Below are 21,907 nucleotides of genomic sequence, written 5' to 3'. Positions count from 1 at the left end.
GCCCCCCTTCACCGTCTCAATTTTAATTCCAGCACGAAATGAAGCCAATGTACTTAATCGCATCGTAACAAGTATTTTTGCCTCTGATTATCCCGCCTCCCGACTAGAAGTATGGGTCATTGACGATGGCAGTCAAGATCAAACACCGCAACGGTTAGAACAATTAACGACCCAATTTCCCCACTTAAAAGTACTGCGTCGCCCCAAGAGCAGTGGCGGTAAATCGGGGGCATTAAATGCCGTTTTTCCCCAGACCACTGGCGAAATTATCGGAGTTTTTGATGCGGATGCCTGGCTTGAGCCTAACGTGATCCGCCGCGCTGTACTCCCCTTTCATCAGCCAGAGGTGGGAGGCGTTCAACTGCGAAAAAAATTGCTCAATGCTGGCATGAACGGTTTAACCCAATTTCAACAGTGGGAACAGAGTTTTGATGCCGCTTTACAGTGCCAACGATCAGCCGCAGGGGCCTGGGTTGATTTGCGTGGAAATGGCACATTTATTCTTCGCCAAAGCCTACAGCAGTGCGGTGGCTGGAACGAAGACACCCTCGCAGATGACCTAGACTTGACTTTTCAGCTTTACTTGGCAAGGTTTAAGATTGTTTTTCTGCCTGATACCTCTGTTTACGAAGAAGGGACAACAAATTGGCGGCAATTTTGGCAACAACGCTGTCGCTGGGCAGAAGGTGGTTATCAGCGTTATATAGATTACTTTGCCCCGCTTTGCCAGATTCGAGGGTATGCGGCCATTGATTTATGGATGTTTTTGATATTGCAGTTTTTGCTACCGCTAGGACTATTAGCCGATGGCGCGTGGTCACTAACAACGGAACAATTACCTGTTTTGTGGCCATTGCAAACCATTTTAGGGCTGATTTTAATGGTGGAGATGGGGCGGGGATTAATTAAATTTGAGAGCCGACGCGGCTGGGGATTACTCAATAGTACGGTGGGGGGATTATTGTATATGGGGCATTGGATTCCAGTGATGCTGGTAACGGTATTGAAGCTCTGTATTGTGCGTCAATCGCTAGTGTGGCATCGGGTGGAACATGGGCAAATGGTGGGAGGAGGTGAAAACTAATGTGGGATCTGGTCATTCAAAATGGACTCGTTTTTGATGGAAATGGGTCACCTCCTATCTTGCAAGATGTTGCTGTTGCCCAGGGCAAAATTGTCGCCCTGGCCCCCCAGTTAAACCTACCAGCGAAAAAAGTAATTGATGCCCACAATCACTGGGTTACACCTGGCTTTTTAGATATTCATACCCACTACGATCTGGAATTAGAAGTCGCACCTGGGTTAACAGAATCAGTGCGGCATGGGGTCACGACGGTTATTATCGGAAATTGTAGTTTATCCATTGCAATTGGTGAGCCAGTCATGTTGGCTGCCATGTTTCAACGAGTAGAAACCCTGCCCCATCGTTTTCTGCAAAAATGGCTAGAAAAGGCGATCATTTGGGATAGTCCTGGGGAGTATTTAGCCCATCTCCAAACCTTGCCCCTCGGCCCTAATGTAGCCCCTCTCCTCGGTCATAGCGGTCTCCGTGCTCACGTTATGGGACTAGAACGTAGTTTAACTGACCAACCAACCCCCCTCGAATTGAAAACCATGGGAAATATCCTACAAAATGCCTTAGAAGCAGGTTTTTTAGGGTTTTCTATTGATATGTTTCCCTGGCATTGGATGAGTGGTCAATGGTCGGCCCATACCATCCCTTCTCAACACGCCCAATTTCCAGAATATGACTATTTAGCGAATCTGTGTCGTCAAGCCAATCGCGTTTTACAAGTAACTCCCAATCCCCAAAATTTAGCTTCTTTCTGGCACGTTTTTTGTTTAGGCATGGGACTGGGCCAAAAGCCCTTAAAAATGACTGTGCTATCAGCTTTGGATTTTGTTCATGCACGGCAATTATGGCGAGGGTTTGCTCCTTTATTGGCTCTATGGAATAATATATTAGGCGGTAACGTGCGGTTTCAAACCTTAACAGAACCCTTTACGGTCTATGGAGAAGGGCCAATGACTCCCTTATTTGAAGAATTTCCAACGGGGGCCAAGTTAAATAGTTGTACAAACCGAGTCGAGCGGCAAAATCTGTGGCGATCGCCCCTTTTTCGAGAGCAGTTTCGTAACGATTGGGAACGAAGTAAAAACAAATCTTTTCATCGTCAATTAGAGCAAATGATCATTACCCGTAGTCCGATTGCGGACTGGGAGGGACGAAACATTGCTGAGGTGGCAGCCAAGGAAAACCGAGATCCCCTAGGCTTTTTTATAGAAGCTCTAGTTGAATACGATACCGATCTACGCTGGTTGACTACTGCCGCCAATGATCGTCTCCAACCTCGACTAGAGCTAATGAAACATCCCTATATTTTCCCTGGGTTTACCGATGCAGGGGCGCATATGCGTAATTTAGGCTATTACGATGGCGCACTGTCATTATTAAAACAAGCCATGACCACTGGATTTTTAACTCCTGAAGCTGCAATCCATCGCGTTACAGGTGAACCAGCCCAATGGTTTGGATTAAATACGGGGGTTCTTAAAGTTGGTTCTCAAGCTGATTTACTCATCCTTAATCCCCAAGCATTGCACGCAGAAATTAGTCCGATGGAGGCGATCGTCGATCCCAATTTAGATGGTGAATTACGGATAGTCAAACGCGGTTCGGAAACGATTATTGATGCTGTTTACATCAACGGAGAATTAGTTGTTCAAAGAGGGGAAGTAAGCAATCAATTAGGAAAGCAAGCCTATGGCTCTTTATTGTTTCCCCATACTCATTCCTAATCAGTCAATGCTCAGAAAATCAATTACTTTAGAGTCTCAATTAGCAAACAACTAATTTTAATATGCCCTCTCCTAGTCAAAGAAACAAAATTAACACTCACATTCTTGATCATCCTTTTACGGACTATTGGGATATTTTTGTTTTAAAGCACCAAAATCCTCTCAATATCGCGTTGCATTTAGTGGGTATTGTCATCTTCTATGGACTTCTATTAAGTGCTTGGCAATTACACCAACCTTTACTCTTATTTGCATTGCCCTTAAGTCAGTTAACAGGATTACTGGGACATTTTTTCTTTGAAAAAAGTCATATTGACTTACAAGATGCCATTTTTTCTTGGCGAGCTTCATTTTGCCTTGGTCGCTTATTTTGGCAAGTGCTCACTGGCAAATATATTCACACTATCGAAAGTCATTTAGAAGAATTGAGTAAGATTTATCCTATTCAAAATAATACGTTAAGGCTTAATGCTCAAAGCCCACCTTCGGAGGAGATAGTAAAGTTTACCATCTTATCGCATCCTATGGATGTTAAATAAGTCAAAAATAATAAAGACAAGTCACGGACATTTTCTTTTGCTTATCGTCTGTTTTTTCCCTTTTGTTACTGGCTGACTACCCACACCCAAGGTTACTGACCGGCAGACCCCCGAAGGCATAACAATTAACTTCACTTAAGGCTTATCTAGAAGATTAATGGCGCAGGCTGCGTGACGGATCTATAGGCGATCGCCCCATCAACTGAAGGTAGGCTGTCTGAGCTATTCACCATCCTATGAAAGAAATCCAGAAAATTAGTCAGCTAACTCCCGCCCAGGAAGACCAGCTCACCGATTACCGGAAGAAGTGGCGAAAATTGACGTTTTCCACCGACGCTTCGTCTGAGGCAGCAATTCAAGTATCAGTCGGTAAAGCTTACAGCTACCTGAATCTGCCGACACCTGAGATTTTTGTCGTTGAAAGTCTATTTGATATTCCAGATTCTTTCTGGGTAAGTTCTCACTGGCAAAATCCAGGCAATGCTGTTTCCTTACATGACAAGCTAGTGCAGCCTTTAATCGCAACAGTGTCTAGCCAGGTTGCCGGCCAGCTCTGGGGAAAATTATGGAATATTGCACCACCATTAGACTATAGCTTTATTACCCCGCTTTACCAAAGGGGATGGAGCCGGGATGACTGTGAGAAGATGCAGATTGATGCTTTCTTCAAAAGCTTATATGGGCTGCGCCACTGCGGTCGTATTGACTTTTGCCAAGGGGTTTTGGGCTGCACCCTGGACGTTGATGCCTGGGAGGCGCTGTATGGCTTGGTTCAACAAGGGGGCTGGCTGTTTCCCTACGAGCATCTCTGCCTCGCAGTCCAAAAGCGCCTGATTCGTTCCATCAGCGGTCCGTTCGGAGCTGAGAATAAAGCTCTTGTTGATAGCTTGACTCAGCCTAGCTCTCAAGTCCTTGCGAGTTTGCAATTAGCTGCTCTCGAAGCAGTTGAGGGTCATCCGAAACGTGCATACGAGCGTTGGCTCAATACGATTTCTATCGCTCAAGACCAACTGTCGGAAACAAGGCGAGACCGCGTTTTCTTGACCATTGTTCAACAAGCGAAGCCGATTACAACCTATACCGACAAGGATGAATATCCGTTCCGTGATGCGCGTTCACCCTTCGCATCTGAGATTTGGGACAGATGTCAGCAGATTGTTCAACTCATAGAGACACCGGAATTACAAATCCAGGCTCAGTCGATGCTTCCAGCAACCTAACAATCGTGGTGCAGCGGGTTGAAGCAAGCTGCTGATGTTGAGTTTGAGGGCGTTGGCAACCGCTGACCAGAATCGTTGGGCGATCGCCAAAAGTTATTGCTGGTCACTGATGTAAAGCAAAGTCCGCCCGGCTAAAGCCCGGCTTTCCGTGGAGTTTATATTTAATGGCAACGTGGATTACCACCTTGCATTGAGGATGTAGGCGGTCTACAAATTTTACTAGGGGTTTAATGGCGATCGCCGCTCCAATGCAGAAGCCATGGCCCTGAGAAGATGTTGCGCCAAATTTGGACTGGGCCTTGACCTGTGGAGGAAAAATAAGCCCCAGTCTTTAAAGATGGGACAACGGCGAGAACCGGAGAAACAGACAGTTTTAGCCCCAGGCAATATCTCGCGGGAGGAATGGCTCAAGAGAAAAGCGGGAAAAGCCTAAAAATCCATAGCTAGCCCAGAGTTTCTGGGATTTTTTATTTGGGAAGTATTTTTTTCCACAGATAATAATTTGGTTCGACCGCTAGATCATTTATGTTCCAGACGAAGCGGAAAAAAGTTCTGAACCTAAACGGCAACCTGCTCCTGTGCATTTGACCCAACCTTGGTAGACTGGGATATTTTTTGCCTTAATGGACTCGTCGACTGCTGACTTTGGTTATCAATGAGCCTTTGACCGGCAAGAGTTAACAAAATACCTAATTCGGCACTATCAAGAGAACTCACAAACTTCCCTAGGGATTGATGCCCGGCCACTGCTCGCCAATACTCATCCGTAAAACCGGGGCAGATCTGCTCTGCAGCACTCAGAACTTGCATAAAAGTTGTCAGGGTGGGATTTTTGCGACCCTTCAAGATGTCGCTGACATTCCCAGGGCTTCTGCCCAAAACCGCAGCAATATCATTTTGACGAATGGAATACCGTGCTAGTTTTTCTTTGAAAATCCCTAACAAATCTTTTTCCATTTCTTCCAATTTACTATTATAATCAGCAAATTACTTGTATAAAAGTAATTGTCTGCTTTACAGACCCAGTCTAGCACAAACGCAAAAAAATAACCCCGATCACAAGTCGGGGAAACGGATACAAGGCTTTATCACATAGACCTCATAACCACTCTGAGCCCCATTATGACACCTTTCCATAAACTGACAAACACCACAGAAAAGCTTTTCGGGAACCAAGCAGCCCTCTCCAGTCTGGAATGCCGACCATTGATAACTTCCCTAGACGTTTTAGCGATCGCCATGTCACAGGAGTAGGTAATTTAGGCCAACGCCAACAAAACCATAAGTGACCCATAGACGAATCTCTGGGTGACATTGACCGAATTTATGAGTTTTTGTATATCAAGGCACGTTTTTGCCATGGCCGTTCAGTTAAACAGTATCTAATTTGCTTGGTAGATATTTACCTTAAGCCTTTATACCTGCAACTAAACATTTTCAGGACTTAATTATATGAATCAGATCAGGGCTTTATCTCCGTAAATCCACACAAATCAGCCTCAAATTCGCTAAAAACGGCGCAATGCTGAAAACCAAATTGCAGTTTAGGAACTTATTCCAACAGCTTTAACCCTTTATCCACCCTACCCAAATAAAAAAAAGGCGAAGGGTCTTCTACCACCCAGCGCCAAAAAATTTCAAATACTATGACTCAATTCTACAAGCTAACAACCGAAAAGATCCACGAGGTAATCGCCGCCGACTTACCAAAATCAGCAAACAAGCTCTGGCTCTGGATTTGTGGACTCGACCCCTTTGGCGATCGCCAGGTGCAAATCACTTGGGAAAGGGCCAAAGAAGTTCTAGGCATCAGCAGAGCAACTTTCTACCGCGCCCTAGATGCATTAACCAATGCAGGTTTACTGATTAACCACAAGCTAAGCGGCTTTTGCGTCTATCTCAAAAATGAGACAAATTTCTCAGGAATGAGCAAAGAGTCTCAAGAATGCGTTTCCCCGTCTCAAAATTGGGACTCCTCCTTATATAAAGAATTTAAGATTCTCTTAGATTCTCCAGACAGCCAGAGCGAGGAAAAAGAAAAAATTCCAGATCCGGAAATAAATACAAATGGACGAAGTAATGGAATTAAACCAAAAATCCCAGAAAAACCAGCTACGGCAGAAGTTAACCAAAACTCATCTGCAAAACCTGTAGGTCAAGGAGAAGAAAAATACTCCGCCGCCCGCCGTACCAAAAAACGCACTAGTAAAAACCAAGGCTTTGATTGGCTGCCCCAGGGCCCCTGGAATATTGAGGGCAAGCTAGACCCCAACTTCCGCGATTGGTTGGCTATGAACTGGCTGAAACGATATGGCGGAGACTTCCACGATAAGCAAGCGGATGTGTTGGCCCATTTCAAGAAAGACCCCGCTAATCTGCCCATTCGCTGGGAGCAGTACCAGAAAGAGTTTGTTCATCGGGTAGAGAATACCCAAATGCGCCTTGCCAATGGCTGTCAAATCCCCGAAGACCAGCAACGGAACCTAATCACCCATCAACGGGCTGTGACGGCGGTTCTGCCCCCAGAAATGAATCCTGTGGCTGTGGTGGAACCCACAATTGCACCGGTGCTTATGCCTGGTGTGGAGGAAATTACTAGGGGTTTGGAAAGTGTCGAACCTGTGGCGGACTTATCCCCTAGTAAAAATCTTGAGGAAGCTGAGCTGGCCCCCACGGAAATCCCTTCCCTGATTGTTGCTCCTGAGTGTGAACCTTCTCCCTGGGAAAGTGACTGCCCTACTGAGGAACCCCAAGAACTGACTGGGGATGTGTTTGTGTCAGCGGTGAGTGTTGAAACCCCTCCCGAAAATTCTTCCCCGACCCCTGATTCTGAATACACCATCCTTCCCGACGGCACTCGACTAAAAGTTTTCCAACGCCAGCCAAAATCCGAGCCGGTGGCCCCAGAGCAAGCCCAAGCATTCCGGCAAATGATGCAGGGTTTGCTCAAGGGTTTTGGTGGTAAGCGGGAAGTTTGCCCCAAACCCCAGTCCGAACTGGAACGACTCAATCAATGGCTTTTTGATCCCGCTCTACGAGAGGAAGCAATTCACTATGCCCGGCGATCGCCAAGTTACAAATATTGCCCCGACACTGACCAAATTATCCACTGCGAGGAGTTCTAGCCATGGAACCCTTAAACACCTCGACCTATTTGCCGGATGTGGCGGATTCACCCTGGCCGCAGAACAAACCGGAGGAAAAGTGGCAACAACTCAGTTTGTTGAAATCGACCCCGACTGTCATACCATTTTGTCCCACCACTGGCCCCACATCCCCATCCACGCCGACATCAGGGACTACTACCCAAGCCCAGGGCAATTTGACCTTGTTACCGCTGGTTTCCCCTGCACCGGCACCAGTGGAGCTGGAACCAAAACCGGCCTCCACCATCCCGAATCAGCCCTCTTTCGGGAAGTGTTACGCATCATTGCCCAGTGCCATCCCCAATTTGTCGTTATTGAGCAACCCCTGGGAGTTATCCATCGAGGCCTTAGAGCAATCCTTGGCGGACTCCGAATGGTTGGTTATCAAAGCGAAATTGAGATTATCTCGGCGCAGGAGCTTGGAGCGGGGCACCGCAGGGAAAGATTGTTTGTTGTTTCCTACCCCCACAGCCTGTTTGGGCACCTACCGCCAAGCTGGGTCGAACAAGTTGGAGCAATGGTTGAGGAGCAACGGGTTAATTCCCAATGGCTCACAGTTGAGCGCAACGGCCTATGCTCTGATTCAGGGTTATCCTTCTCACTGGTTTCAGGCCTTGGCCCCCAATTCTGCATTGTCCCCACCGGAACCACCGGCAGAATTAAAGCCCGCAAACTGGCCGGCAGAACCGTTACCCCAGGACAAGCCAGTATTCCCCTCAAGCGAATCCTCTACCTCCATTCCCTTATCCCCTAGTAAAAATTCTGAGCGAAAATCCAAACGGAGATCTCGGGGCCAAGGTAGTGGTTATATCCAATTGCACTATTGCGAAAAACAGACCTCAAGGGGTAAAAAATCCTATGAGCAGTACTATTATCACTATGAGCTTTGGGAGAATGGCATCAGACAGCACAAGGGGTCGAAGTATATTCCCAAGGATAAGCTTGATGTGGTGCAAGAATGGGACAGAAAAAAACTGGATGTAACCGTCATTCTGCAATACCTTGGCAAAGATTGTACTAACCTATGAAGCCTTCCTAACGCCTGTCGGTGACAGCTCACTTTTTGATGGATTTTGAACTAACCAATTATAATAACCGTCTAAATGTTTAGACAGTTATCTGTCTGTATCGTTAGCCGTTTAAGCACTTAAGGTTAAAGTTGAGTGAACGTTTCCCTGTTTAACTGTCTAGACGTTTGAAATAATCGACTAACAGCTCCTCCACCAATTCGGACATATCTTGTTCAGTGCTTAAGGTATGGGTGCGTAATTTCAGGTGGGTGGCTTTGGAAAGGTAGAGGGTTGTTTTTTTGAAATTGGGATCTTTGCTTTTGGCGATCGCCGCTTCTGGTTTTCCTTGGGCTGACTCTGAGCTAGTTGATTCCGCCTGAACAAAATTCTCAAAGCCTGCAAAGCGATTTTTTTCCTTAGCCATAAATTTCACCTCCTACGGTTTTGTAATCATTCCAACCGGCCCCCGCATATCGATCGCCTTTGACATCACGAACAACACAACCCTCTAAGGCAGCTTTGGGAAAAGCGGCATATCGAGTGATCATGCGTTTAAAAACAGGCAATCCTAAGCTTTGGAGATATTCCTTGGCCTCTATTCCTGCTGTGGAAGGTTTTGGCGGAACGATGGTCATTAAAATCCGAAAGTTTGGAATGTTTAGCTGTTTAAACGTCTGGATGTTTGCTTGTAATGCTCCCATGGAAAGGGCATCGGGGGAGGTTGGCAAAACCATCAAGTCACATCCTCTAGCAAGGGAGCGAATTTCTTCAATTTCTGGTCTAGCTGGAGTATCAACAACGATGTGCTCATAATTACGGGCCGCTTTTAGTCCTTCCCGTTCATCGACAACAGGGAAATCTAGCTTTTGGTGGGAGGCCCACAACAATGCCGAACGGTTCAAGTCCCCATCAATTAGGATTGTTGGAGCTTTGTTATTAAGGTAAGCCGCCAAGTGAATAGAGCTTGTGGTTTTACCCACTCCTCCTTTAAAGGCAGTAACGGTGATAATCATTGGATGGTTAAGTGTTTAAAAGTTTAGACGTTTAACTGTTTAAACTTCTGGATGTCTAGATAGGGAGACGTTTATAATCGTAAAATGTTGCCAGGGTGTTTTAAAAAAATTACTAGGGGTTAAGAGTGGGAGATGAATTTTTTACTAGGGGTTTGGAATGAAAGATAACCGCTATCCTCCCGACTGGCCTCAGTTGTCCCTGGAGAAAAAGCAGTCCGTTAGTTGGGTCTGTGAACGGTGCGGGGTGCAATGCTTAAAGCCTGGGAAGGGGAAGGGTTTATCCAAGGGGGAACGGTATCGGCTCAGGATGGCAGTTCACCATTGCGACTATGATCCAGGGAATAATGCGCCGGAGAATTTAAAGGCCCTTTGTTTGCCTTGCCATCTCCACTATCACCGCAGGCAACGGGGGAATATTACACCTGGGCAGTTAACGCTAAGGTTTTGTTGAAAGGTTTTAGCTGACCAGATTGGGTAGGAAATCAAGGGGGGAACCCTGCCTAGGAACAGTAACAGGTCTTCTCTCATAATCCCTAGTAATAATTGTGCCCAATGGTCGTAACCAGTATGGATCAAAACGAGTGGGTAATCTTTGCAGAATTACGACGGTCAGATTTTGAGTTAGTTGTGTCCATCTTGTCTGACCACTTCCCACGCTTGGAATGGGGTTCACAATGCGATGACTGGCTCTGGATTTATTGCCGGGACTACAAGTTAGAGATTGACTCGTTTTCGTCGATGGAACTGGAGGTGAAGGGCCCAAGGAAAGCCTATGGTTTGGCCCAGGAGGTTTTGCGCCTGTTGCCGCCTTCGGTATTCGTTCAGGTTTTTGAAAGACCTAAGTTGGATCTCACCCGCTGAAGCCCCGATTAATAACCTTTTAGTTAACTATCACGATTTGTTAAGACTTTGCAACGCTTGATCTAATCTTGCGATAGCATTCCGTCATACGCTAGAAAACTATTGTCAGTTATGGAAAGTCGGCGTTTATCTATCCGAGTTCCAGACCCGTTACTTGCTCGGTTGGAGTCTTATCTTGACCAGCAGGGTTTGACGGTGACTGAAGGAGTCTTGGCTGCTATTGCCTCTTATGTGGGTGATAACGACAGTTTGCCCCTGGTGGAGCGGGTTCGTAGGTTGGAGAAAAGGCTGGCGATATTGGAAGAGAAGGGTTAAACGTCCATGTCTTCAATCTATGACAATTGCGATTTTCCTCTACTGCCAGAGCTTAAGCATTGTCTAAAGGAAGGTTATCGTTCGGATTTTTGTGTTGGCTACTTTAACCTGCGTGGTTGGCGAGAGTTAGAGGATGAAGTCGAGCAATTTACTGCCGGGAAAGGTCAAAATTGTCGCTTATTGGTGGGAATGCAGAAGCCGCCTAACGATGAACTTAAGCGTAGTTTGTCTATTACCAAGCGTGCAAATCAGCGGATGTCGAATGAACAGGCAAACGAGTTGAAAAAGATTATGGCTCATGAATTTCGGGAGCAGTTAACCTATGGCGTTCCTACTGCAAGGGATGAAGCAAGCCTCAAACGATTAAAATCACAATTGCAAGCTGAAAAACTAGAAGTTAAACTATTTTTACGTCATCTACTCCATGCCAAGCTTTATCTAATTTATCGAGAAGATAAGATTACACCTCGCATTGGTTATGTTGGTAGTAGTAATCTGACTTTCTCTGGTTTAAGTGGTCAGGGTGAACTGAATGTTGAAGTCACAGACCGAGACGATACAAAGAAGTTAGAAGAGTGGTTTATTGAACGATGGGAGGATAATTTTTCTCTCGATATTTCCCAAGATTTGATTAAGGTGATTGATGAAAGTTGGGCTGGAAAGCAACTACCTCCTTTTTATATTTATCTGAAGATGGCTTATCATCTGTCGCAGGAAGCACGGGATGGTTTGAGTCGATATCAAGCTCCGAAAAATTTTGGTTTGTTGGAATTTCAAGAGCAGGCTGTACGAGTGGCGATGCAGCATATCTATAAGCGCAATGGAGTAGTGATCGGTGATGTGGTTGGTCTAGGGAAAACGTTAGTGGGAACGGCGATCGCCCATGTGTGTGAGGAGGAATACGGGACGAGTACCTTAATTATTTGTCCGAAGAATCTTGAGTCAATGTGGCAAGGCTATGTTGATCGCTATGGTCTGCGGGGTAAGGTTGTCCCGATTAGCCAAGTGGAACAAAGATTGCCGGAAGTGCCTGCCTGGTTTCGTTTGGTACTGATTGATGAGAGTCATAACCTACGTAACCGTGAAGGAAAACGATATCAGGCGATTAAAGAATACATAGAGCAGAGTGGCAGTCGTTGTATTCTGCTGACGGCAACCCCATACAATAAAGGCTATTTGGATTTATCGTCTCAGTTGCGTTTATTTTTGAGGGCTGAAGCAGACATTGGCATTAAACCAGAAGCCCACATCCGTAATTTGGGTGGTGAAATGCAATTTTTACGGAAACATAATGCAACCCCAGTACGCTCATTGATGGCATTTGAGCATAGTGATGAGCCGGAAGATTGGCAACAGTTAATGAGTCGCTATATGGTGCGTCGGACAAGGGGTTTTATTAAAAAGACCTATGCTAAAGAAGACGAGCGAGGCTATTACTTAGAGTTTCCCAATAGCGATCGCTTTTATTTTCCGAAACGTCGCCCAAGGACTGTTAAATTTAGTACAAGTGATGAAAAAGACCCCTATGCGAGGTTATACGGTGATCGTGTGGTGGATATTATCAATAGCCTAAATTTACCTCGTTATGGCCTAGGGAATTATCTAATTCAGTCCCCTGGTAATCAAAAAAAAAAACATAAGAAATCCCCTGGTCAAATGAGCTTGGCAACGGGCTTTGAGCATTTGGATGTCACCGAGGCAGAGCGAAAAATTCTGGCAAATCTTTCCCATGCTGGTCAGCGGTTAATGGGCTTCTGTCGCACCAATTTATTTAAACGTCTGGAAAGTAGCGGTGCGGCTTTTATTCAGTCTATTGATCGCCACATTTTGCGGAATTATGTCTATCTTCATGCGATCGCCAATAATTTACCAATTCCCATTGGCACCCAGGATTCGGCTTGGTTGGATGGGACAACGGATGAAGATCAGGACTCTTTGTTAGGTCAGGATTGGGAAACGGCGACGGATACAGAAGACAGATTTGATGAGGATCGGCTAACCCCCGGTGCAGAATTCAAACAACGGGCAGTGGCAATTTATCAGCTTTACCAAAATCAGTACCAGCGGCGATTTAAGTGGATTCGTCCTGATTTATTTACGCCGGAACTGGCTGATAATCTAGAACAGGATGCGAAATCTTTAATCAAGATACTGAAAATTTCAGGCCGTTGGAATGCGAATGAGGATGGCAAACTACAATCTTTAATTCGTTTACTAACGGAAGAACATCCAGACGAAAAGATTTTGATTTTTACGCAGTTTGCGGATACAGCGAGATATTTGGCTCAAGCTTTAGAAACGGCGGGGATTACAAATATTGGTTTGGCAACGGGAAATTCTCAGATAGACCCAACGATCCTTGCCCAGCGTTTTAGTCCGAGGAGTAATGGTAAAGTGATCGCCCAGTGGGCCGCTGACGATCAGTTAAGGATTTTGGTGGCGACGGATGTGCTGAGTGAGGGTCAAAACCTACAAGACGCAAGGATTATTCTGAATTACGATTTGCCTTGGGCAATCATTCGTTTGATTCAGCGGGCGGGTCGTGTGGATCGTATTGGGCAGGAAGCAGATGAGATTTTCTGTTATTCGTTTCTGCCAGCGGAGGGGGTAGAGCAATTAATTAATCTACGAGGTCGGCTTCGTGATCGCCTGAAGGAAAATCAGGAAGTGGTGGGTACTGATGAAGCATTTTTTGAGGACGATGAAGAGCGGGAAGTTTTGCTAAATCTTTACAATGAAAAAGCGAATATTCTTGATGAGGAAGACGAGGGGGAAGTTGATTTAACGTCGGAAGCTCTGCAAATTTGGCAGACGGCCATTGATGTAAATCCTAAGTTAAAAAGTATTATCGAAGATCTGCCGGACGTGGTGTTTTCCACTCGCCACCATGGGCCGACTGTTTTGGAACCAGAGGGGGTTTTGCTTTATCTCAGGACTGCTGAAGGTACGGATGCGCTGGCATGGGTGGATAAGCAGGGCCATAGTGTGACCCAATCTCAGATGCGAATTTTGCGAATGGCGGGTTGTGATTTAAATACCCCTGCTCTAAACCGTCATCCTGAACATCATAATTTAGTCCAAAAGGCAGCGCAAATCATAACTGATCAGACGAAAAAAGTTGCTGGCACAATGGGTAGTCGGCGGGGGGCAAGGGCCAGAACCTACGATCAGCTAATATCCTATTGCCAGTATGTACAAGAAAAGACACCGATTTTAGCCCAGGGCCAGGACTGGGAAAGTTTAGTCAAAGCCATTGAAATGATACACAATTATCCTCTTAAACAAAATGCGATCGCCTCCCTGAACCGTGAACTAAAGGCAGGTATTTCCGATGAAGATTTAGCGCAAAAAGTAACCTATCTTATGGAGCATGATGCGCTGTGTGTAGTGACTGCCGATGGAGAATTTGAGGGGGCAAAGGTGATTTGCTCGCTGGGATTATTTCAACGTTAGGATCAAACTATATTAATTGAGGAAAAATTAATGACAACAACTCAAGCTCAAATTGTTGAAATGCTGGAACAGTTACCAGATAGTGCTTTAGATGAAGTGAAATCATTTTTAGCGACATTACAAAATCGTTATCCTGCAGAACACGCCCCAAAGTTGAGTGAGGGCATGGCTTATATCGAGCAAGTTCGGGGAAAAATGCAGTGTGATATGACCACCGATGAAATTATGGCCTTGACAAGGGGTGAAGATGATTGATGGATTTATTCTGACAAAACATGCTCAGTTGCAAATGGAGCAAAGGGAAATTTCAATGATCTGGCTTGACAAAACATTACAAAATCCTGACCAAGTACTGTATTTAGCTGATGCTCATGGGAATACTCATTATCTAAAAAAAATTGCGGAATTTGGCGATCGCACTTTACGTATAGTTGTTAATTCTCAAGTTATTCCCCAACGAATTGTTACTTTATTTTTTGATAGGAGAGCCAAATGAAATTAACAGTAAATAAAGATGATGATGCTTTATATTTACGACTTGATGATTCTAAAATCGTGGAATCTGAAGAAATTAAAGATGGCATTATTCTTGATTATAACGAAGCTGGTCAAGTAGTGGGTATTGAAATTCTTTATCTTAGCCAAAAGACATCGAATCCTTTGCAACAAATTCTTTTAGAAACTTTTCTCTAACCATGAAATTGAACCGTACACGTACCCAAAAATATCTTAAGAATTTTGATTTTGAATCTCTTTTTATCGAAGAATTAGGTTGGGATACAATTGACCGAATAGCATTGCCGTTAGAAGTTGATGAGGATATTTTTGAGGCGATCGCCATCGCCCAGAAGCGTGGTTTTACTGTGTATTATTGTTCCACTACTGAGATTCCAGAGCGAAAGGTTAGGTTGGCTCTTGATCGTCAATTGTCGGATTATTCTAAATCTCACCTCTTGATTTTTGGGGATGAAGCGCAAACATCCCAAGTTTGGATGTGGGTCGAACAGGAAGGGAAAAAGCGCAAACCTATTTTCCATAGTTACAATGCAAATAAGTCGGCGGAACCATTAATTCAGAAGTTAGAGCCGTTATTTTTCAGCATTGATGAGGAAGATGATGCAACCCTTGTTAAGGCTGTGGAAAAGGTTAGTCAGGGTTTTAACATTGAGCAGGTTACGAAGCAATTTTTTCAGGATTTTGAGGGGTTACACAAGGATTTTTGTTTGGAGATTGATGGGATAGAAAATGAAGGCGATCGCCGTTGTCCATGACCTCTGTGTTGTGACTCGAAATGTCGGAAATTTTCAGAAATCAGAGGTGCCCCTATCTAATCCATTTTGATTCACCTGATTGCAGTCAACCCCCAGTAACATGGTTAACTAATCTCAATTTGTTGAGGATTCACTTCAATAATCACCTCATTACCATAGTGTAAATTTTGAATAAAACTGCTCATAATCTCCAAAATATCGGGAGGTTGAAAGTGCTCTGGTTTTGTTTCAGGGTGGGGGTAATAAATTAATCCTTTGATAGCTTGTTGATTACCGATAATGATACGACAATCAAAAAAAGAAAAGTCTTCAGCCGGGTCATTGTTTGACCATTTGACTTGCCTAAATGTGTATTTTGCTTGCTTTGCCTTATATTGGTGGGGAGCAATGCTTAGATTAATTGTTCCTAGATAATAATCGTCTAAACTCAAACCTCGCTCTTGAAAGCAAGCTTTTTGCATCGCAATGGTGCCTGCCGGAAATCGTGGATCGCTTGATTTACCAGAGGCAACACCATGGCCAGCTTTGACAACTCCTTTGATTTGAATCCAATTATTCACTCATCAATCTCCATAATTTTTTGACGGGAACCAAAACCGGTTTTAATTCTAATTACCTGTTTATTGACTTTAAATGGGTATTGCCAATAAAACGTAGTTATTCTCCCCAAAAGTTGCCAGCTTAGGTAGCGACTTGTCGTTAAGTTAGGCTCACTTTCCCCGTCTTCTAACCCAATGACCTCATTAATCAATCTCTGGCCCCAACTGTTAACCCACACCCAAGAACACATTCAATTAGTGGCGATCGCCATGACGGTGGCAGTTTTAATCGGTATTCCGTTGGGGGTGGTGATTAGTCGAGTACCCCGCTTAGCCCAGCCGATTTTAATTTTTGCCAATGCGGCCCAGACTATCCCTAGTTTAGCCATGTTTGGTTTTTTGATTACGGTGCCGTTTTTGGGTGGCATTGGCCCCACCCCGGCGATCGTGGCGTTGGTGCTCTATGCCCTGTTGCCTTTGATTCGCAACACCTACACGGGGTTACAATCCGTTGATCCCGAATTAAAAGAAGCGGCCTTAGCTTTGGGCATGACCCCTCGACAGGTCTTAATTTATATCGAATTGCCCTTAGCATTAACGGTAATTTTGGCCGGTGTGCGGGTTGCCACGGTGATTTGTGTGGGCATTGCCACCATTGCGGCGGCGATCGGTGGGGGAGGGTTGGGAGTGTTTATTTTTCAGGGCATTTCCTTGGTCAATAACCAACTGATTTTAGCAGGGGCGATTCCGGCCGCATTGATTGCTTTAGTCGCTGATTGGGCCATTGGTTTACTCGAAAAGCAACTTTCCCGTCGCGGCCCCCGTTTGTCCCGTTGGCAACGCAATTTACGCTGGGGGGCGATCGGCTTGGGGGGATTTCTGGGGTTATCGTTTTTGATCCATGCTCTCTGGTTTGGCAACCCGGCGAATATTACTATTGGCGCGAAAAACTTCACTGAGCAATACGTGTTGGGAGAACTACTCGCCCAGCAAATTGAGAATAAAACTGATTTGACGGTCAATCGTCGTTTTAATTTGGGGGGTACTAATATTGCCCATGAAGCAGTCAAGTCCGGGGCGATCGCCGGTTATGTGGAATATACAGGTACCGCTTACACGGCCATTTTGAAACAACAACCCATTTCTAACGCAGAACAGGTTTTCGAGACAGTTAAAACAGATTATGCCAGGAAATTTCAATTAACCGTTTTTCCTTCTTTGGGGTTTGAAAACACTTTCGCGCTTATTGTGCGTCCCACCGATGCCCAACGCTATGGTCTCAAAACTATTAGTGATTTAGTCCCTTTAGAAAATGAATGGCAGGCGGGGTTTGGTTACGAATTTCTTAACCGTCCTGATGGCTATTCCGGTCTAAGCCGTACCTATGGTTTGAAATTTGCTAAACCCCCGATCGCCATGGATTTGGGTTTAATTTATACGGCCTTAACGGCAAACCAAGTTGATTTGGTGGCAGGTAATTCCACCGATGGGCAAATTTTTAAAAATAAACTGATTGTCTTGGAGGATAATAAACGCTATTTTCCACCCTATTATGCTGTTCCAATTTTTAATGACAAAATCCTAAAAACTTATCCTCAACTCCGACCAGCAATCAATGAATTAGCCGGAATCTTGACCGCCACAGAAATTCAACAACTCAATTTACAAATGGATGAGGGCAATACCGACGTGACAAAGCTGGTGCAAGCTTTTTTGCAGACTAAAGGGTTAATTTGATCGACCCAAAACTTTGAGCGCCCTTCCATCCGTTTATTGGACGGTGAATTGTCTATAACTTTTACTACCTATTAATCACTCTACCCCTAGCATTCATAACCGTAACTTTTTGTTTGAATGTAACTGTTAGTTCTAGTAATAAATTGAATTTACTGTAGCCGAGGAATTATAGCCAATATGGATCAAAATGAGCGGGTTATTTTTGCAGAGTTACAACGGTCAAATTTTAATTTGATTGTTTCCCTAGAATTATTTTAGTGAATGTAGCTTTACTCGTAAATTATCCTTAGGTCGGGGACTGGGAGTAACAACCAGCTCTAAATTTTGTCTCGGTAATAATGTCCAATCAAATTGCTGGATTAATCGGGTGGCAAATAACTTCATTTCCAGCCGAGCAAATTCCTTACCTAAACATTCTCGTAAGCCACCCCCAAAGGGAACATGGGCAAAGGGGGGATTGTGAATCGTACTACCATCAGGGGCAAACCGTTCTGGATCAAACTTTTCTGGATTAGGATATAAATCAGGATCGGCGTGGGTTTGGCTAATTTGATAAGAAACTAACCAGCCCTTGGGAAAATGAAAACCCTGAAATTGACAGCCTTGGATTAATTCTCGAAAACCACCGCCCACAGGAGGGATTAACCGTAATACTTCCTGCAACACTTGATCTAAATAGGGCATTTTTTTAAGAGTTTCTGCTGTCAGTTCTTGCCCTAATTGCAATTTATTTTGTTCCTGTCTTACCTTTTCCCGAATGTCGGAATGCTGTCCTAACAATAGACAAAAAGAAGATAATGCCGAGGTTAGAGTTTCATGCCCCGCAAACAACAGCAACAAAATTTGATCCTTCAGCTCCGGTAAAGATAACGGTTGATTATTATCATCTCGGGCGGCTAATAACATGCCCAACGCATCTTCTTCCTTGGGGGGGTGCTGTTGTCGAGTTTTGATGATTTGTTCAAGCTCGGCCAATAACAAAGCCCTTGCTCGTTGGGATTTACCAAATAGGGTATTAGGCAAAGGAATTGGTAGACTAAATAGTCCTTGAATATAGGTTTCAAACCAAGGAAATAAATGAGGATTTTGGCTTGCTCCTTCCCCCATAAATAACGTTGCCGCCACATCGAAAGTCATTCGTCTTAATTGCGGATACCAAATCACCTCATCGGCTTTTCCCCATTGCTCCAAATATCCCTGAATAATGTCATCCATTTTCGGTAAATAACCGTTCAATGCCCTGGGCAAAAAAGCTTGGTATAGAATTTTACGGCGTGAGCGATGTATTTCCCCCATTTGAGTCGCTAACGCATTAGGCCCTAGCAAAATTCTGGTGCTGAGGGGCCAAGTTGCTTGAAAAGTTTCCTGTTCTTTGGTGAATAAAAAGCGGTTTGCTAATGCCCCAGAAACAAAAATGACATTTTTACCAAATAAACGGGTTTTAAAAATTGGCCCAAATTGCTGTTGCCGCTTTTTACTGAAGTCCCCATCATTAAGAAAATCGAGGGTTTCTCCTAACCATGGTAAGCCAAAGTCACCGGAGGGAATAGGTAAAGAATCTAAATTTGTAGGAGAAGTTGTCATATAAAAAGAAAGGGTAATTTGTTCAAGATTAATACTTACGAAGTCGTTGTCCTATCAATCAATTTTAAAATGAAATTTTAGATAAAGCTTGCTCCTTCTCCTGTTCAGAAACCTCCAGATAATGGGACAACACATTCAAATTCTTGTGACCACTAATCTTCTGAATAACTCGCAAATTAATACCCTTTCTACACATCATAGTTAACGCAGTCCTGCGGAAAGAATGGGTAGATACTCCCCTAACTCCAATCAAATCAGTGGCGGCTTTCAAAATTTTGTGGGCCATGGAAGGATGAAGGTGTGACCCCACCCGTTTACCCCGAAATACATAGGAGGATGGAAACCTAAAGCATTGCTGTTGCCGGTACTCATCAAACAAAGTTTGCAACGCCGGGGTAATTGCCACAGTACGGCTAGATTTGGTCTTGGTCTTTTCAATGCGGAAAGTCATGGCATCAGCGGTGACATCACTCCAAGCTAAGGAGCAAGCTTCCCCAATGCGGCAACCAGTATAAAGACAAATGCCAAACAAGAGGCGATCGCGGGGAGTAAGCAACCCAATGGTGAACAGGTCGTGCAATTCCTGCTCTGTAAGTACCTTTGCTTGCCCCTGACGGTTAATTTTCATTCAATAAAATAGAGAAAATATTGAGTAGCTTCCACAAGCCTAATTCTATCCTGGAATTTTTCCAACTCCCCATCGCTCAACACAAATTATTGCTAATTATTCTCAGTTGATAAATTCCGAAAACTGCCACTATGCCCTAAATCGTCTAATTTGGGTCTTTGCTGAAGAAAATGATGTAGTTAGCCTAAAAAGTCAAATATAAGGATTACAGGCGATTCTCAATGGTGTAATTTGTACTGCTTTAGTGCAACTCGATAAATCATATCGGTTATTGGCGATCGCCTTTTCTGTTGTGACCCCTAGCATAGTTGACTAGTGCATGCACTAGACTCATAATTACTAATAATACTGTATGTTCTAGTTTTTAAAGAAAGGGTTTTATTGGTTTCTCCCTTCACTACTCCCTGGTTGCTGCCATGTCTCTCCTGCCTATCGCCAACTATCTGGCCAACGTTTACTCTTGTCTGTCCGAATTCGCCCTTACCGATACCTTTTGGGCAAACTTTGAATCCATTTACGGCACAGAATACGATTTTGCTAAGGCGGAGGCGATACGAAGCAGTTGGGGCAACCAAGATTTTAGTGCCTTACCCTCCATTGAAGTGGTCAGTGCCGAGGTTTTAGGCTCTGCTTTGGGGGGCTATGCGGCGAGTAACAAGACCATTTATCTATCTGATGTGTTCCTGGCAACGGCAGCCTCGGAACAAATAGTAGCGGTGATTTTGGAAGAAATTGGTCACCATGTTGATGCCCAGGTGAACAGTACCGATACCCCTGGCGATGAGGGGGAATATTTTGCCAAGGTGGCGTTGGTCCAACCTTTAACCCAGAGTGAAGTAACTCGCTTGCAAGCTGAGAATGATTGGGCTGTCGTTACTATTGATGGGGTAGAAACGGCGATCGAGATGGCCACTTGGACTGTCTCTACTTACAGTGAGTTACTCGGTGCCCTTAGTTCTGCCGACACAAATGGAGTGTCAGACGTTATTAACCTTGGGGTCAATATTCGTCTAACCAGTGCTCTGCCACAAATAACTGCTAGCCATTCTTTAACGATAAATGGCAATGGCTACTCTATCAGTGGCGATGTCAATAATGGCGTCAATGATGAAGGAGATGTAAGGCTCTTTTACGTTAATGGTGGCAACGTTACTTTCGGCAATATCGTTCTAACTGGTAGTCGTGCCCAGGGGGAAGATAGGCAATCTCCTGGTGGTGGTGGGGCAGCAGGAATGGGAGGGGCCGTTAATATTTATGCCGGTACGGTAAATATTAATGATTCTCAAATCCAAAATAACCAAGCGATTGGTGGTGACGGTGGTGGTAGCTATAGGATTACCTACAGTATCGCTGGCACAGCGGATAGTTCTGATTACACTGGCGCAACTCCAGGGACAGGACAAATTACCTTCGCCGCAGGTTCTAGTACCACAACTTTAACCATTGACCCTACTGCCGATACCACGATTGAAGCTAACGAAACTGTTGCTCTCACCTTAGCAAGTGGCACTGGTTATACAGTAGGAACAACAACAGCGGTCACAGAAACCATTACTAATGATAATAGTAACTTACAGCGGATTGCGTTCCGATTTGGGACAACAAGCACGGTGAAAAGCTTACTATACCCTCATCTGCTGTCCCACGTTGATCTGCACACTGCTGTATCCCTCTTTCATCAAAATGGGTGAATTAGAATGGAGATAAAAGGCTGGAAAGCTTGGAGGGAGTATGACGAAGGTAAGAGAAGCGAAAAAGACAGTACAATGTGTAGACACGTATAGTGAACTGT

20 protein-coding genes are annotated in these 21,907 nt (G+C 44.6%); 14 read left to right on the top strand and 6 right to left on the bottom strand.

Translation table 11 applies throughout. From position 1 onward, the window contains the following. The 4 genes from IQ217_RS16700 to IQ217_RS16685 form a co-directional block, all read left to right on the top strand. The coding region (locus tag IQ217_RS16700) for a glycosyltransferase family 2 protein (RefSeq protein WP_194020816.1) at nt 1–1,084 on the top strand (1,084 nt) is incomplete at its 5' end. A 59-nt stretch (nt 1,085–1,143) separates the two neighbouring features. After that, nucleotides 1,144–2,799, top strand: coding sequence for an N-acyl-D-amino-acid deacylase family protein (locus IQ217_RS16695; protein WP_228024238.1), 1,656 nt, complete (start codon nt 1,144–1,146; stop codon nt 2,797–2,799). Nucleotides 2,800–2,861: 62 nt separating this feature from the next. Beyond that, on the top strand, nt 2,862–3,338 hold the full coding sequence (locus IQ217_RS16690; protein ID WP_194020814.1) for an Mpo1-like protein: 477 nt from the start codon (nt 2,862–2,864) through the stop codon (nt 3,336–3,338). A 236-nt stretch (nt 3,339–3,574) separates the two neighbouring features. Further along, complete coding sequence (locus IQ217_RS16685) at nt 3,575–4,558, top strand: hypothetical protein (protein WP_194020813.1); 984 nt, start codon at nt 3,575–3,577, stop codon at nt 4,556–4,558. Nucleotides 4,559–5,116: 558 nt separating this feature from the next. Here the strand turns inward: IQ217_RS16685 and IQ217_RS16680 are convergent. Continuing rightward, complete coding sequence (locus IQ217_RS16680; RefSeq protein WP_194020812.1) at nt 5,117–5,515, bottom strand: helix-turn-helix domain-containing protein; 399 nt, start codon at nt 5,513–5,515, stop codon at nt 5,117–5,119. A 689-nt stretch (nt 5,516–6,204) separates the two neighbouring features. On the opposite strand from IQ217_RS16680, the gene IQ217_RS16675 reads away from it, so the two are divergent. Together IQ217_RS16675 and IQ217_RS16670 are read left to right on the top strand one after the other, a co-directional pair. Further along, a complete protein-coding gene (locus IQ217_RS16675; protein WP_194020811.1) occupies nt 6,205–7,683 on the top strand; it encodes a hypothetical protein in 1,479 nt (492 codons plus the stop codon). Further along, nucleotides 7,613–8,458: a DNA cytosine methyltransferase gene (locus IQ217_RS16670; protein ID WP_194020810.1), complete on the top strand. Its 846-nt coding sequence runs from the start codon at nt 7,613–7,615 to the stop codon at nt 8,456–8,458. The genes IQ217_RS16675 and IQ217_RS16670 overlap by 71 nt, the downstream gene beginning before the upstream one ends. A 425-nt stretch (nt 8,459–8,883) precedes the next feature. Here IQ217_RS16670 and IQ217_RS16660 read toward each other — a convergent pair whose 3' ends face one another. Both IQ217_RS16660 and IQ217_RS16655 read right to left on the bottom strand, forming a co-directional pair. After that, nucleotides 8,884–9,138 carry a hypothetical protein gene (locus tag IQ217_RS16660; protein WP_199309591.1) on the bottom strand — a complete coding sequence of 85 codons (255 nt, stop codon included), beginning with the start codon at nt 9,136–9,138 and terminating at the stop codon, nt 8,884–8,886. Beyond that, nucleotides 9,131–9,727 (bottom strand): ParA family protein, encoded by a 597-nt coding sequence (locus tag IQ217_RS16655; RefSeq protein WP_194020809.1) that lies wholly within the window; start codon nt 9,725–9,727, stop codon nt 9,131–9,133. The genes IQ217_RS16660 and IQ217_RS16655 overlap by 8 nt, the downstream gene beginning before the upstream one ends. A 157-nt stretch (nt 9,728–9,884) precedes the next feature. Here IQ217_RS16655 and IQ217_RS16650 point away from each other — a divergent pair, with 157 nt between their 5' ends. The 6 genes from IQ217_RS16650 to IQ217_RS16620 all read left to right on the top strand — a co-directional run bounded on the left by IQ217_RS16650 (nt 9,885) and on the right by IQ217_RS16620 (nt 15,627). Continuing rightward, nucleotides 9,885–10,178: an HNH endonuclease family protein gene (locus tag IQ217_RS16650; protein ID WP_194020808.1), complete on the top strand. Its 294-nt coding sequence runs from the start codon at nt 9,885–9,887 to the stop codon at nt 10,176–10,178. Between the two features lie 731 nt (nt 10,179–10,909). Continuing rightward, nucleotides 10,910–14,356 (top strand): helicase-related protein, encoded by a 3,447-nt coding sequence (locus IQ217_RS16640; RefSeq protein ID WP_194020807.1) that lies wholly within the window; start codon nt 10,910–10,912, stop codon nt 14,354–14,356. Nucleotides 14,357–14,386: 30 nt separating this feature from the next. Continuing rightward, nucleotides 14,387–14,611: a hypothetical protein gene (locus tag IQ217_RS16635; RefSeq protein ID WP_194020806.1), complete on the top strand. Its 225-nt coding sequence runs from the start codon at nt 14,387–14,389 to the stop codon at nt 14,609–14,611. Continuing rightward, nucleotides 14,604–14,852 (top strand): DUF4258 domain-containing protein, encoded by a 249-nt coding sequence (locus tag IQ217_RS16630; RefSeq protein ID WP_194020805.1) that lies wholly within the window; start codon nt 14,604–14,606, stop codon nt 14,850–14,852. Before IQ217_RS16635 ends, IQ217_RS16630 begins: the two co-directional genes overlap by 8 nt. Continuing rightward, a complete protein-coding gene (locus IQ217_RS16625) occupies nt 14,849–15,049 on the top strand; it encodes a DUF2283 domain-containing protein (RefSeq protein ID WP_194020804.1) in 201 nt (66 codons plus the stop codon). The genes IQ217_RS16630 and IQ217_RS16625 overlap by 4 nt, the downstream gene beginning before the upstream one ends. A 2-nt stretch (nt 15,050–15,051) precedes the next feature. After that, nucleotides 15,052–15,627, top strand: coding sequence for a hypothetical protein (locus IQ217_RS16620; RefSeq protein ID WP_228024239.1), 576 nt, complete (start codon nt 15,052–15,054; stop codon nt 15,625–15,627). 104 nt (nt 15,628–15,731) lie between these two features. Here IQ217_RS16620 and IQ217_RS16615 read toward each other — a convergent pair whose 3' ends face one another. Beyond that, nucleotides 15,732–16,187, bottom strand: coding sequence for a hypothetical protein (locus IQ217_RS16615; RefSeq protein WP_194020803.1), 456 nt, complete (start codon nt 16,185–16,187; stop codon nt 15,732–15,734). A 174-nt stretch (nt 16,188–16,361) separates the two neighbouring features. Between IQ217_RS16615 and IQ217_RS16610 the strand changes: the two genes are divergently transcribed. Further along, complete coding sequence (locus tag IQ217_RS16610; RefSeq protein WP_194020802.1) at nt 16,362–17,903, top strand: glycine betaine ABC transporter substrate-binding protein; 1,542 nt, start codon at nt 16,362–16,364, stop codon at nt 17,901–17,903. A 249-nt stretch (nt 17,904–18,152) separates the two neighbouring features. Here IQ217_RS16610 and IQ217_RS16605 read toward each other — a convergent pair whose 3' ends face one another. Beyond that, nucleotides 18,153–19,487 (bottom strand): cytochrome P450, encoded by a 1,335-nt coding sequence (locus IQ217_RS16605; protein WP_194020801.1) that lies wholly within the window; start codon nt 19,485–19,487, stop codon nt 18,153–18,155. 64 nt (nt 19,488–19,551) lie between these two features. Further along, nucleotides 19,552–20,115, bottom strand: a complete 564-nt coding sequence (locus IQ217_RS16600; RefSeq protein ID WP_194020800.1) for a tyrosine-type recombinase/integrase — start codon at nt 20,113–20,115, stop codon at nt 19,552–19,554. Between the two features lie 416 nt (nt 20,116–20,531). Between IQ217_RS16600 and IQ217_RS16595 the strand changes: the two genes are divergently transcribed. Next, entirely contained in the window at nt 20,532–21,806 is a 1,275-nt protein-coding gene (locus IQ217_RS16595) for a hypothetical protein (protein ID WP_194020799.1), read from the top strand. The last annotated feature ends 101 nt before the right edge of the window (nt 21,807–21,907 follow it).

This window comes from Synechocystis salina LEGE 00031 (assembly GCF_015207985.1).
Classification (GTDB): domain Bacteria; phylum Cyanobacteriota; class Cyanobacteriia; order Cyanobacteriales; family Microcystaceae; genus Synechocystis; species Synechocystis salina.
The sequence above is the reverse complement of the archived record's forward strand: the minus strand, read 5'-3'. Positions and strand labels throughout refer to the sequence as shown.

Excerpts from the sequence above, each read along its gene's own strand:
- IQ217_RS16655 (WP_194020809.1), bottom strand. The coding sequence starts at position 9,727 with ATGATTATCACCGTTACTGCCTTTAAAGGAGGAGTGGGTAAAACCACA.
- IQ217_RS16630 (WP_194020805.1), top strand. The coding sequence starts at position 14,604 with ATGATTGATGGATTTATTCTGACAAAACATGCTCAGTTGCAAATGGAG.
- IQ217_RS16690 (WP_194020814.1), top strand. The coding sequence starts at position 2,862 with ATGCCCTCTCCTAGTCAAAGAAACAAAATTAACACTCACATTCTTGAT.
- IQ217_RS16625 (WP_194020804.1), top strand. The coding sequence starts at position 14,849 with ATGAAATTAACAGTAAATAAAGATGATGATGCTTTATATTTACGACTT.
- IQ217_RS16605 (WP_194020801.1), bottom strand. The coding sequence starts at position 19,487 with ATGACAACTTCTCCTACAAATTTAGATTCTTTACCTATTCCCTCCGGT.
- IQ217_RS16675 (WP_194020811.1), top strand. The coding sequence starts at position 6,205 with ATGACTCAATTCTACAAGCTAACAACCGAAAAGATCCACGAGGTAATC.
- IQ217_RS16620 (WP_228024239.1), top strand. The coding sequence starts at position 15,052 with ATGAAATTGAACCGTACACGTACCCAAAAATATCTTAAGAATTTTGAT.
- IQ217_RS16640 (WP_194020807.1), top strand. The coding sequence starts at position 10,910 with ATGTCTTCAATCTATGACAATTGCGATTTTCCTCTACTGCCAGAGCTT.
- IQ217_RS16670 (WP_194020810.1), top strand. The coding sequence starts at position 7,613 with ATGCCCGGCGATCGCCAAGTTACAAATATTGCCCCGACACTGACCAAA.
- IQ217_RS16650 (WP_194020808.1), top strand. The coding sequence starts at position 9,885 with ATGAAAGATAACCGCTATCCTCCCGACTGGCCTCAGTTGTCCCTGGAG.
- IQ217_RS16635 (WP_194020806.1), top strand. The coding sequence starts at position 14,387 with ATGACAACAACTCAAGCTCAAATTGTTGAAATGCTGGAACAGTTACCA.
- IQ217_RS16680 (WP_194020812.1), bottom strand. The coding sequence starts at position 5,515 with ATGGAAAAAGATTTGTTAGGGATTTTCAAAGAAAAACTAGCACGGTAT.
- IQ217_RS16660 (WP_199309591.1), bottom strand. The coding sequence starts at position 9,138 with ATGGCTAAGGAAAAAAATCGCTTTGCAGGCTTTGAGAATTTTGTTCAG.
- IQ217_RS16610 (WP_194020802.1), top strand. The coding sequence starts at position 16,362 with ATGACCTCATTAATCAATCTCTGGCCCCAACTGTTAACCCACACCCAA.
- IQ217_RS16600 (WP_194020800.1), bottom strand. The coding sequence starts at position 20,115 with ATGAAAATTAACCGTCAGGGGCAAGCAAAGGTACTTACAGAGCAGGAA.
- IQ217_RS16685 (WP_194020813.1), top strand. The coding sequence starts at position 3,575 with ATGAAAGAAATCCAGAAAATTAGTCAGCTAACTCCCGCCCAGGAAGAC.
- IQ217_RS16595 (WP_194020799.1), top strand. The coding sequence starts at position 20,532 with ATGTCTCTCCTGCCTATCGCCAACTATCTGGCCAACGTTTACTCTTGT.